Source organism: Rahnella bruchi, assembly GCF_003614975.1.
Classification (GTDB): Bacteria; Pseudomonadota; Gammaproteobacteria; order Enterobacterales; family Enterobacteriaceae; genus Rahnella; species Rahnella bruchi.
In genome coordinates, this window is sequence record NZ_QZWI01000021.1 from 1 (window position 1) to 12,109 (window position 12,109).

The 12,109-nt window shown below is 49.4% G+C and carries 9 protein-coding genes and 3 pseudogenes; 4 read left to right on the forward strand and 8 right to left on the reverse strand.

Annotated features, from left to right (window positions below; all coding sequences use genetic code 11):
- Together D5398_RS25710 and D5398_RS23105 are read left to right on the forward strand one after the other, a co-directional pair.
- Positions 1-159, forward strand: a pseudogene (locus D5398_RS25710) (DeoR/GlpR transcriptional regulator); the annotation flags it as partial.
- Between the two features lie 138 nt (positions 160-297).
- Positions 298-486, forward strand: a pseudogene (locus D5398_RS23105) (IS256 family transposase); the annotation flags it as partial.
- Positions 487-1,028: 542 nt separating this feature from the next.
- Here the strand turns inward: D5398_RS23105 and D5398_RS23120 are convergent.
- Positions 1,029-1,355: a hypothetical protein gene (locus D5398_RS23120; protein ID WP_162940821.1), complete on the reverse strand. Its 327-nt coding sequence runs from the start codon at positions 1,353-1,355 to the stop codon at positions 1,029-1,031.
- Positions 1,356-1,510: 155 nt separating this feature from the next.
- Between D5398_RS23120 and D5398_RS23125 the strand changes: the two are divergent.
- A pseudogene (locus D5398_RS23125) lies at positions 1,511-2,643 on the forward strand (IS3 family transposase).
- Positions 2,644-2,887: 244 nt separating this feature from the next.
- Positions 2,888-4,253, forward strand: a protein-coding gene (locus D5398_RS23130) for an IS3 family transposase (RefSeq protein ID WP_120509712.1) whose coding sequence is annotated in 2 segments (ribosomal slippage) — positions 2,888-3,358 and positions 3,360-4,253 — 1,365 coding nt in all. Because the reading frame shifts where the segments join, the coding sequence is not laid out codon by codon here.
- A 45-nt stretch (positions 4,254-4,298) separates the two neighbouring features.
- On the opposite strand, the gene D5398_RS23135 is transcribed toward D5398_RS23130, so the two are convergent.
- The 7 genes from D5398_RS23135 to ecpA all read right to left on the reverse strand — a co-directional run bounded on the left by D5398_RS23135 (position 4,299) and on the right by ecpA (position 11,345).
- Positions 4,299-4,559, reverse strand: a complete 261-nt coding sequence (locus D5398_RS23135) for a Txe/YoeB family addiction module toxin (RefSeq protein WP_120509713.1) — start codon at positions 4,557-4,559, stop codon at positions 4,299-4,301.
- Entirely contained in the window at positions 4,556-4,801 is a 246-nt protein-coding gene (locus D5398_RS23140) for a type II toxin-antitoxin system Phd/YefM family antitoxin (RefSeq protein WP_120509714.1), read from the reverse strand. The genes D5398_RS23135 and D5398_RS23140 overlap by 4 nt, the downstream gene beginning before the upstream one ends.
- A gap of 398 nt (positions 4,802-5,199) precedes the next feature.
- Complete coding sequence (locus D5398_RS23145) at positions 5,200-5,865, reverse strand: fimbrial biogenesis chaperone (protein ID WP_120509715.1); 666 nt, start codon at positions 5,863-5,865, stop codon at positions 5,200-5,202.
- On the reverse strand, positions 5,865-7,496 hold the full coding sequence (gene ecpD, locus D5398_RS23150) for a fimbrial adhesin EcpD (RefSeq protein WP_120509716.1): 1,632 nt from the start codon (positions 7,494-7,496) through the stop codon (positions 5,865-5,867). Before ecpD ends, D5398_RS23145 begins: the two co-directional genes overlap by 1 nt.
- Positions 7,486-9,969: a fimbrial biogenesis outer membrane usher protein gene (locus D5398_RS23155; protein ID WP_415838474.1), complete on the reverse strand. Its 2,484-nt coding sequence runs from the start codon at positions 9,967-9,969 to the stop codon at positions 7,486-7,488. The genes ecpD and D5398_RS23155 overlap by 11 nt, the downstream gene beginning before the upstream one ends.
- Before the next feature lie 73 nt (positions 9,970-10,042).
- Positions 10,043-10,711, reverse strand: coding sequence for an EcpB family pilus assembly chaperone (locus D5398_RS23160; RefSeq protein WP_120509718.1), 669 nt, complete (start codon positions 10,709-10,711; stop codon positions 10,043-10,045).
- 55 nt (positions 10,712-10,766) lie between these two features.
- Positions 10,767-11,345: a common pilus major fimbrillin subunit EcpA gene (gene ecpA, locus D5398_RS23165; RefSeq protein WP_120509719.1), complete on the reverse strand. Its 579-nt coding sequence runs from the start codon at positions 11,343-11,345 to the stop codon at positions 10,767-10,769.
- Positions 11,346-12,109 lie beyond the last annotated feature (764 nt).

The following is a 12,109-nucleotide window of genomic DNA, read 5'->3' on the forward strand; positions in this document are numbered from 1 at the left end:
CGCCGGGTGTTGCTGGCTGACAGCAGTAAATACGGCGCGTACTCGCTGTTTTGTGTCACGCCGCTGGCGGAGATGACAGACATTATTACTGATAAAGGGTTGCGCCCGGAAATCCGCCAGTCATTCGACAGCCAGCCCTTTACGCTGACTCTGGCCTAAAAATTTACTCTTCCTATGATCAAATAAAGGCCAGACATTTTACCCATGTCCGGCCTTTTCTTTTTCAGTGACCCGTCCCAAATAACGTTGACACATTTAATGGGGTTGCGGACGATTACTTGGACTCTCGGGAGAGAGTTAATCAGCGTTATCCGTGCAGCCATCAAAAAACGAAAGGTGTTCCCGACGGACGACTCGGTGCGAAAAGTTATTTATCTGGCGATCAAGGATGCGTCAAAGAAATGGAGTTTGCCGATCCAAAACTGGCGGCTGGCGATGAGTCGTTTTATTATCGAGTTCAGTGACCGCCTGATCGCTCACCTTTAATACGATGGCAGTTACACAGAATTATTTACAGGGTTCGTCTGGGGATCACAACATAACCAGTCCAACAAAACATCCGCATCTCCGCTTTTCCGTTTAGCTAGTAACGAAGGTTGATGTCGTAAATGTGTAGGGAAAATCCACCGTTCCTGTGAGGCTCTGTGGCGCGCTTTCGGTCGCCGGTGCGCTGTGTGGTTTTTTTCTTGGTTAATTGCAGCGCAGCGTACCGAACGAATCACGTCGGCAAGTTGAACCATCCGACCCACGGGTCGTGCCGAAGCTATCGGTGCGCCATGTATTCCCACGATTGTCCCGGGTCGTGCCGAAAGAGTCCGTCCTGTACGTCGAACCATCAGATCCTCGAGTAGTCCCGAAAGAATCTTTCCGCCAGCTGTTACCGTTGTTGTCGCGAGTTGTGCCGAAGCTATCAGTACGGTACGTGGTGCCGTTATCACACCGGGTTGTACCGAATGAATCAGTTCGGCAAGTCTGCGCCTGTGCGCCGAATGACAGGGCTACAAGTGCCAGCGCGATCAGTTTAATTTTCATGTGATAATCCTGTTTAGAATATTTAAGGTTGAGTTTTGGCGGCCTGCGTACCTGGATTGGCGGACAACATCGCGTACGGCGTCATACACCAGTGGCGATTTAAAAACGCCGGTGCGATCGATAGCCTCGTTTGTATCAACCGGTTTACCGTTTTTCGCCAGCCCATAAGCGCCGCGACAATTCATATAACGCGTTGGGCGCAAGTCGAGTTCGGCATTTTTGGCCGCCTTGAAAAGCTTCGGGTCAGCGGTCTTTAAATACGCGTCTACGATCTGTTCGTTAATCGGTTTTACCAGGACGTAAATTTCGCCGTTCGATAACATCAGGCTCCCGATCATTTCCTGCGGATTCTTGCAGATCAGCGTGACTTTCTGGCCTTTGTGGAATCCTGCAGCGACCGCCGAGTTTGACCTGCTCCCCGTTGATTAACACACCGCGATGTTAGTAATGTTTTCATAAGCTACATGAGGACATCCCCATGAAGAAGCGTTTTTCCGACGAACAGATCATCAGTATTCTCCGCGAGGCCGAGGCCGAGGCCGAAGCCGGAGTTTCTGCCCGTGAGCTCTGCCGTAAGCACGCCATTTCCGATGCCACGTTTTACACCTGGCGCAAGAAGTTTGGCGGCATGGAAGTCCCTGAAGTGAAGCGGCTCAAGTCGCTTGAAGAGGAGAACGCCCGCCTCAAGAAGCTGCTCGCTGAAGCCATGCTGGATAAGGAGGCGCTTCAGGTGGCTCTTGGCCGAAAGTTCTGACGACAGACCAGAAGCGGGAAGCAGTGGAAGTCATGTGTGAGGCCGCAGGTCTGTCGCAACGTCGTGCCTGCAGGCTGGCAGGTTTGTCCCTGTCGACTTGCCGTTATTCGGCTCAGCGTCCGGCTGCTGACGCGCAGCTGTCTCTACGCATCACAGAGCTGGCACTTGAGCGCCGCCGCTTTGGTTACCGGCGCATCTGGTAACTACTGCGTCGGGAGGGCCTTCACGTCAACCACAAGCGGGTATACCGCATCTATCATCTCAACGGCCTGAGTGTAAAGCGCAGGCGACGCCGCAAGGGGCTGGCGACTGAGCGGCTTCCGCTTATTCGCCCTGATGCGCCAAACCTGACATGGTCGATGGATTTTGTCATGGATGCACTTGCCAGCGGCCGCAGGATTAAGTGTCTGACCTGTGTGGATGATTTTACGAAGGAGTGTCTGACGATCACCACGGCATTCGGGATTACAGGCGTTCAGGTGACACGTATTCTGGACCGCATTGCGCTGTTTCGTGGCTATCCTGCAACGATAAGAACTGATTAGGGCCCGGAATTTACCTGCCGCGCGCTCGATCAATGGGCCTTTGAACATGGTGTTGAGTTGCGCTTAATCCAGCCGGGCAAGCCAACGCAGAACGGATTTATTGAGAGTTTCAATGGCCGCTTTCGGGATGAATGCCTGAATGAACACTGGTTCAGCGATATTCTACATGCCCGGGAAATCATTAATGACTGGCGGCAGGATTATAACGAGTGTCGACCACATTCATCGCTGAATTACCTGACGCCGGCTGAATTTGCAGCGGGCTGGCGAAACGGGAAATATGAAGAAAAACCAACTGACCTTACTAACTGAAGGTTGTATCTAATCCTGGGGGCTGGTCAGTTGTTCCAGACAAATACTGTAGAAATAGATACTGACATAAAAAATCACGGAAGGCGCAAGTATGCCCCTTCATTGGCGAACAGGATATCAAAGAAATATGCGACTCTAACGATCTTACTTTTCAGATGCGTTTGCACCTACAGGCACAAAAAAGCCCGTATAATGGACTGCACCCCAAAAGTTGGACACCCAACTGAGTAAGGTGCATTTTTTTATGGCGAAGCCAAAATATACCCTCGAAACCAGAATGGCTGTGGTCAGCCATTACCTCTACGGCAATGACGGGACACAACGGACCGCAGAACGTTTTGGTGTCGAAAGAACATCCGTTCGTCGCTGGGTCAGAGCCTGGCAATTACACGGCATTGATGGCATTACCTGGAAAAATGACCGCCATTCTCCGGCATTCAGGATTGCTGTTGTCCGAACTGTTCTCGGTGAAGAACTTTCAATGCGCGAAGCTGCCGCACGGTTTAATATCTCAAACGAGACCGTTGTCCGGCACTGGGTTAATGTCTACAAAGACGCTGGTGAGAATGGACTTCTGAGCATAAAACCCGGCCGGAGCAAAGGCATGACAAAACCCAAAAAAGCATCCCCAGTTACCGATGAGGCGCTGGAAAAGTTATCTCCCGAAGAGCTGCGGGCTGAGCTCCGTTACCTGCGTGCAGAGAATGCCTACCGAAAAAAAAGCTAAAGGCCTTAGTTCAAAGCGAGAAAAACGGCAAAAAGCCGCAATAATCAGTGAGCTAAGGCGTAATTATGCGCTTAGTGACCTTCTGCGTGCAGCGGGGATGTCCCGCAGTACGTGGTATCACAATATGAACGCGCTGAAGCGAGTGGACAGGCATGCCGGACTGAAAGACAAAATCAGAGAGATATACCACCATCATAAAGGGCGTTATGGTTACCGCAGGATCACGCTCTCACTGAGAAAGCAGGGGCTGCTGGTGAACCATAAAACAGTACAGCGGCTGATGGCAGAGGTGTCGCTCCGGTCGCTTATCAGGGTGAAGAAATATCGCGCCTGGAAAGGGGAAGCGGGCAAGGCAGCCTCCAACATCCTGAGTCGGGACTTCAGTGCATCAAAAGCCAACGAAAAGTGGGTTACGGATGTTACAGAGTTCTCGATACAGGGTAAAAAGTTGTACCTGTCACCGGTTCTCGATCTTTTTAACCGGGAAATCATCTCATACAGCCTGTCGGAAAGACCGGTGATGGAAATGGTGAATACCATGCTGCGTGATGCGTTCGCAAAGCTCAGTCCAGAAGATGCTCCGTTGTTGTACTCGGATCAGGGTTGGCAGTATCGAATGGCAGCCTATCAGGCAAAATTAAAGGCACAGGGCATAACGCAAAGTATGTCGCGTAAAGGAAATTGCCTGGATAATGCTGTAATGGAGAACTTCTTCGGTACGCTGAAATCGGAGTGTTTTTACCTGAGCCAGTTCGGGAGTCTCAGGGAACTGAGGGAGGCGATAGAGGGATATATCCATTACTACAACAACGAAAGAATAAGCCTGAAATTAAAAGGCCTGAGTCCGGTAGAATACCGAACCCAGGCCCTGAAAGCCGCTTAACATGAACTGTCCAACTTTATGGGGTCAGTCCATAATTCGGGCCTATCAGATGCCGGTGTAATGAAAACGACAGGAGATGATAACAATTTCGCCGTCTTTGACGTAATAGACAAGCCGGTGTTCACGGTCGATACGTCGTGACCATAATGGCCTTTTGTGCTTTAGAGGTTCGGGCTTACCTATCCCGACGAACGCGTCAGCATGCAGGGCTTTAATAAGTTGGCGCACGCGTTCAAACTTCTTCGGGTCGTTATCTTGCCAGTATCGATAGTCCTCAGCGGCGCGCGCCGTGAATACGGTTTTCATACATCAATTTCAACCGTTTCACCGCGATCTAACTGGTTCAATGATTCCTCTAAATGCGCAGCGTTTGCCGGGTTACTGAACAGGTAAAGCGTCTCAACCATGCTGCTGTATTCGTCTGCATCAATCATCACTACGTCACGGCTGCCACGACGGGTGATAACGACGGTATCGGCGTCATCGCTGACCTGATTCAGTACGTTCGCGAAATTAGTACGGGCTTCTGTAAAAGTGATATGTCGCATTGAACAGCCTCCTTAAAGCAATTTGTGACATAATAGCAATGTACTTATTGAAGTACAAGTATGTCATCTAGCATTGCCCCTGGCTTCTCAAAGCTGTTACGCCTGCCGCGCAATTGAACTGGGCGCCTTCCGAACAGCAGGACGCTAATAAGCGATGTAATGACACTTTTTGTGTCGCAGTAGAGGATTATCAATGACCGAACCCGAATGAGAGGACCGACAAAGCCGACCGCTTACGCAAGACAGACTCCTTCGCAAGCAATGGCAGTGATAACAGTAATGACAGCGGCAGGCTGATTATCCGCTCGCGATAATGCTACCGGGACTGCAGGCAAATGCGATTGGATCCGCTTATGCCGTCCCGTTTTTTTACGGCTTTTCTCCCACCCTGCGCTGCGCTAGCGGCAAAACTTATCCAGCGGAATAAATTTATTGTTATAAACAATGAGTTTAGGATAGTTCAGGTCTTTCTCCTCCAGTTTCAGACTGTCTCCCGGCCGCATATAATAGGATGCTGAATCTTCGTCATTGCTGTCACAGGTCGGTTTGATGATCAACCGGAAGAAGGTATTGCCAGGATTGCTAATCTGGCGGCTCTGCTCATCATAGCGCCAGCGGAAATCAGCGTTTCGCGGCCGCACCACCAGAATGGTGCTCATCTCAACCACTGGGTCAAGACGTATATCGCTATTCTTACGCTTGACTGAATTCAGCAGGCTGGTCGGGATTTCGCGAAAAAGAATACGAAAATAGCGCTCAGTGCTGTCTTGCGGGCCGTGATAGTAAAATTTGTAATACTCACTCTGGCCCGCCTGCAACGTAAGCTGACGCGGCGAAAACAGCAGTTCGCCATCCGCCGCGCGGCTGCTGATTTCCGTCTCACCCGGGCGGTTGATCTGCGTCACGCTCACCTGGTACAGCCGGGCGCCAGAGTTATTATTAACTACCCGTTTTGAGACAAAACGGGCATCGCTCTCCAGTGAAAAGGTCATACTACCGACGTTAATCGCACTGGCGGGCGCCAGTGCGAACAGAGACAGCAGTATGGTAAACAACCGATACATTATTTGGTATTCTTCCAAGTGGCTTTTACCGTAATGGTGCCGGTAGTGCTGACATCGCCCATCCAATCCTGGCCGGTGACAGACCTCAGTGACAGCGGATCATTCAGCGGGATGGAAAACTTCAGCCGGGTCTTATTTATCACTCCGGTTTCACCGTTAATATCCTGCCAGGGGTTAGGCGACCACAGCGCATCCGTCATATCGTTCCATTTATCGTCACAACCGGCATTAAAACTGCGGTTCTTCCCGGCATCCGTGGTGATGGAAAGCAGGGCCGGGAACGGCACGGTAGTGGTTCCGTCCGCTGAAGTAAACAGGCAGTAAGAACGGCCATTAATCACTTTGGACGGCGCGGTGACCTTCACTTCAACCAGATCGGCCGCTGTTTTACTACTGGTGGTGACAATATAATTGTACTCCAGCGGTGGTTCAGCACTGCCAACATAACCTTCACGGTGGGTGATTTTGCTGAAATCTTCGGCGATAATACTGACACCAAATTCCCGCGGTTTAATAATCAGCTCATTGGTGGTGGAAAATTCATACCAACCCGAATCCGGCGTAGTGGTGTTCTCAAAGCGGATATTAATCAGGTTGTGTGAACCCATATCGCTAAAGCCCGCCTCTACCAGCTTCTTAAAGAAGTTGCTGGAGAAGAACATATACATCTGGTTACGGCCTTTCAGCTCGTTAAAAGTGTAATAGCTGCTCATGCCGTTCAGCTGCTTCCAGCTGTTACCATCCAGACTAAACTGCACATCGGCTGAGGTATAACCCGTCAGGCCTGGCAGGGTGATATAAGGATAAATATGAATTGACGTGTTACTGGCAACGCCTGAAACATTCAGTTGATATTGCACCATTTTACAGGCGATACCTGAGCGGGCGCCAATCACCTGCATCTTGCATTCGCTGTTGCCTTCGCCCAGAACCGGAACCCCATTGGAATTGATATAAACCTCAGAGACGGCGTTGATGTTCAGCAGACGAAGATGAGCGCCTTTAGTATGGCTGACTTGGCGCTTATACCAGCTACCTTCACTTTGATCGCGGCATCGGCCTCCGGTTTTAGCATCATAGACCGCAGTGGTCATACAGGTGTTAATAGTAAAGGTGAAGTTCTGCCCGACCGGCACCTGGCGCATAAAGTCAAAGAATGACGGCGAAATCAGGCCGTGCAACTCTTTGTCACCGCCGGTGTTTAACGCGCCATAGAATCCCGTCTGGTCAACATAATCCGCCTTCACCTCACCGGTATTAATATCACATCCGCTGATGGAGGTGATACAACGTTGACCGGTTAATGGATAAGCCACTGATAGTCCATCAAGCCACATATCAAAGCGGTTTCCGGCGGGTTCATTGCGGGTAATGCCTGGGCTAATATAGCCCAGGCTGGTTTGTAAGGCTTCACCAGAACCCTGATATTTCATTCCGGTCCATTTATTGGAACCGGTCAGTCGTGGAGCCAGCGTACCCAATGGCGTAACGAACAGGTTATCGTCGGTGTTATTTTCAATAAACAGGAACTGACGCTCCGGAGCCGCTGAGTCAGTTGATGCCGTTAACGCCAGCGCGGAGAGCGGAGAGAGCGCCAGAGCCGCAATTAAATGAGAAAAATTAACTTTCATTGTTATTACCTGATGTTTCATTGCTGGCATAGCTGTTCAGGCCGACACAGGTGACATCTCCCACCCAAATTGCGCCTTTGGCATCTTTGAGATTCAGCTCGGCTTCACAGCTCCCATTACCGCTAGTTTTAAAGTCGATAGTGGGATATTTGCGATCGACATCCATGACGAACTCGCCCTTATCATTGGTGACGGTGCGGCCGATGTGATTGTTCACCGGCGCATTCGTCAGCAGGGTGCCATCTTCTGCCCGAATACGGCCAAACACGGTCACCAGCTGTTTAATGCCCGGCTTAATCACCGCCACATTGCCAGGATAAAGCGTGAACTTACTCTTGCGCTGATCCACAATGTCATAGCTATTTTCAGCATTTTTATTGTTTAATAATTCAATGTCATAACGTGAGTATGGCGCCAGGGACAAATAATTCTTGCTGCCCGTGACATCGAACAGACGGCCATTCACTTTGGCGGAGAGCAGGCCGTCATCCTCCAGCCCGGTATCGATAATGATGCCGGCATTTCCTTCTGAATAGCCCGATGCAGCGAGGTTTTTACCTTGCCAGCCAACGGCGCCGGTGGCTGTCAGGTTACTGGTAACGTCGCCGCGGGCGCCGGTACTGACGCTGGCGGTGCCGTTGCTGTATTTGCTGGCAAAGCGGGCATAAGCGTTACCGTTCCAATTTTCCTGGCTGACGTTTTTGCCTGAAACAGCCTGTGACAGACTGGCACCCACGCCACGGATAACGCCGTAGTTCAACTCCTTGCGCGCGGCAAGGTTAGCCAGGGTGACGCCTCGCTGATTGCTAAAGCCAGCGCTGAACCAGTTGCCCATCGGTACTGAGAAATTCAGGCTGATATACTTATCCGTATTGCCGTAATACTCACCGTTGTTGTAACGCTGTACGCCCATCCGCACGGAAAGGTTACCCAAGGAGCCGGTATACAGATTCTGGTTGTAATCCGCAGTGTAGTAATGCGAATTGTTGCGCTGGTCATCGTTGTAACTTACCGTCAGCGTGCCCAACACTGGCGTCAGCGCGTTAAGGTTAAGCGTGCCGCCAATGGCGCGGTTATCGCTATCATCCTGGCGCAGCCGGTTGCCCACGTTGCGTTTTTCGCGGCTAAGCCAGACAGAACTGAACCCGCCCGGCAGCGCCGCGTTGACGCTGCTAACACTACTCCATGAGCGATCGGTGGCGGCCAGATTTTGCTGGTTGACGCTAATGGTTTCGGTCACAGGTAACGACAGGCGAGCTTCGGTCAGGCCATTTTTATCATAGCCGTAGCCGGTGGCCGCCCAGTTAAGGCGTTGCACATTGCCGGAGAAAGAGAGACCGGCGAGCCAGGATTCTTTTGCCGCTTCCCGATGATTATTATGTCCCCAGCTATCCATATGGAAACTGCCGCCCCACGCCTGCCAGGCAAATGCGCGCGAGCCGGATTGTCCCGGTGAGAATATTTTATTGATGCGCTGAATTCGTTTGTCGACAGTACGACCATTAACGATAACTTCGACCTGCACATCATAAATGCCGTATGGCAGGGTGCGGGTATCCACTTCATGGTTACCCATGGCGAAGTTTTGTACGCTCATCAGGCGGTTATCACGCAGGATATGCACTTCACCCGCCGCCGGCAAAAACGCCACTACCGGAGTAACCGACTGGGTATTGTCAAACTGGGTCGAGTTGGCCTGATTTCCCCAGGATACGCCATAGATTTTACCGCTGGAAATACCAGTAACCGGACCCAGCGATTGCAGGTTCCAGCTATCCAGCATACCTGCGGCAAAGCGGTAGCCCTGGAAGTCGCGCTCGTACATCGCTTTATACAGATTGGATTGCTGATGATTGGTTCCTAGGCCATACATCGAGCCGTTAAACGCAACGTGATGCTCACGCAGCGCCGTCACGCTATCCAGCGTAATATAACTGGAGGTGTTCGAGTTGCGATCGCGATTCTGGTTATTATATAGACCCAAATTGTAATTCAGCGTACTACTCACCGTATCAACGCTGGATGCGCCAATATCTTCACTGCGCGAACGCAGCAGTGTACCCAGCCCATTGCGTTCAACCACCAGCTGCAAGACCAGTTGCTTCATATCCAGCGACAGATGGGCGGCTGGATTCACGCCAATGGTGAGTTGGGAGTCGAAAGCTTCGTTAGTCAGCTCAGTCAGTCTCGCGGCAATCTGTTGATTCAGGCTGGCATTACCCTCGCTCTGTTCAATTTTGATGTCGCGAATTTTGATGCGGTCGCCATCCAGCCAGATCATGGCGTTGCCGATTTTTTGATCGCTCTGGGTGTTTGTGCCCTCTTTCAGATGCAGAAAAAGAGGGAGGCTCATTCCGTTGTTCAGTGAACGACTGAACGTTTCCGGAATAATAACACCCTTAATGTTAATAAAGCCGCTGCGGGGGAGATCCGCAACGACTTGATTTGAGAAAACAAGAGACAGACCAATCATCGTATTTCTGACAATTTCTCTCCTCTTCATCATGTGTTTTACTTCCCTGTGTAATTAATCAATAAAAAGTTCACTATTTTACAGGAACAAATTTTTCTGCTTCCCATACCGCTATCCGGCCTGTCTTATCAGTCAGGTTTACGTGTGAAAACGCGCGTGAGCGGCCTGGTAAAACGTAATAACTCTCTTTACAACTTTCTTTATCTTTCTTAGTCAGACACGGGCCATATGAAATGACCTTAAATGAAGCATTTCCCGTATTGATGATTTTGCCATTGGCATATTGATAGTCATAATTCACTTTTGCCGGTGAAACGACCAAAATCGTGCTAATCCTTGCGGCGGCGGTAACAATAGCCTGCCGTGAAGATAAGCCTTTTTCCGCTTCGCCAAGTGCCTGATCCAGCCAGTAAATGCGGTAATAGCGCTCTTTATTATCTTTCGGACCATTATAGAAAAAACGGATCATCTCATTACTCTGTGCCGGCATTAGTAAGCTTGCTGGCGTCAGTAATATCTCATCCTTACTTTCCATGGGAATCGCTTTAGCGCCCTCCAGCGGAGAACTGATTCTTTCGACGCTGATATTCACCAGTCGACCGCCATTGGTAGTATTTTTGATCTCTGTCGTTAATTTATTGCTGCCGCTGTAAATGAAACTGGTTATATCACCGACATCTAAGGCGCAGGCAGAGAAGACCGGGCAGCTTAATAGCAGCGCCAATATGCTTTGCTTTAACATTTTCTATTCTCAAAAAAAAAGGCAGGGGATTACCCCTGCCCATTAACTATCGGGATTATGCAGTCCAGGTAGCGTCGAACTGTACTTTAACTTCGCCAGACCATACGCCGTCCGGCAGAGTGCTCATATCAGTTACCGCAGTAGAACCATCCTGAGTGGCGCTGGCGATGCTGAACATAAACGCATCCATTGCGCTTACACGGTCAGCAGATTTGTAATTCTGGCTCAGTGGGCTCAAATTGCCGCCCAGCATGCCGGTAGCGGTGTCGATCATCTGAGTATCAGCAGTTTGAGTCAGTTTCTGACCGTTGTATGCCACACCAACGTTCAGGGTAGAAGTTGAACCCAGCTGAGTCAGAGTGGTATCAACCAGACGAGAAGACAGTTTGAAACCAGTTGCAGTGGTTTCGCCCTGAATGGTGACATCAAACAGGCCTTTCTGAGTATTAAATCCTTTAATACCTTCAACATAATCAAATGACAGACTGCCAATTGGTGTTACAACCAGTTTGCTAGAAGTGTCTTTCTTGGCAGTGGCGGTCCAGGTAGCAACGGCCTGGGCAGTAGTATCCGCGGAAACATTGCCAGCAACCAGCATAGAGAGTGCGGTTAATACTAGAGCGACTTTTTTCATGAATAATCCTTTATATAATATAAATTTAACGTTGCGAAGATTCTTCTGGTTAACACAACATTCCGCCTGCCAACTATCGACGACATAAACCTGTCGACGCCCCGGTCAGTTTCAATATTATGAAACCATAATGAAAAGTTTATTCCCTATAAGGGTTGTTTTTTACTGCATGCAGAAACAGTCCGGCATGCAGTTAACTTCCTGCAAGATTTGCATTCAATTTTTAAATTATGAAGGTTAACAGCGTAAGCGGCATTCTAACTAAGGTGCGCGCTTTGAATCCGCTAACGTGACAAATCTTTTCCGACTACCCGAAAGGACAGTGGCGGAATTGACGCAAATCATACATCAGTTTTTTTTTCTGAAAATAACTTTCACGAAAAGTGTTTTATATAGTTTTTTGTTCTGATCTGTTTCCTGTTTTTAGTTATTAATGCCTTTTTGGCTTTTTAGTGAGCGCATTAACAGTTTGTTAAGAAACGGAACCGTATATTTCCGTTATGTGTAAAATTGGTAATATCATCGAAAGTCAGGTTGGCTACCCTAAGTTAAGCCCTGCGAATGAAGATAATTATCATTTTGCCAGTGAAATAATCGCAACGGCGAATCACCAGAGGAAAATAAATGCCTGGAGTCGCGCGGCTGAGTTTTAGCGATGATAAAACTGATAGTGAAGGTTTTAATTATTTAATAAAAAATTAACATCCATGTAATGTTTTACGCTATGGAGTAGTCGATAACATTGTTAATAGCTAAATAATAAG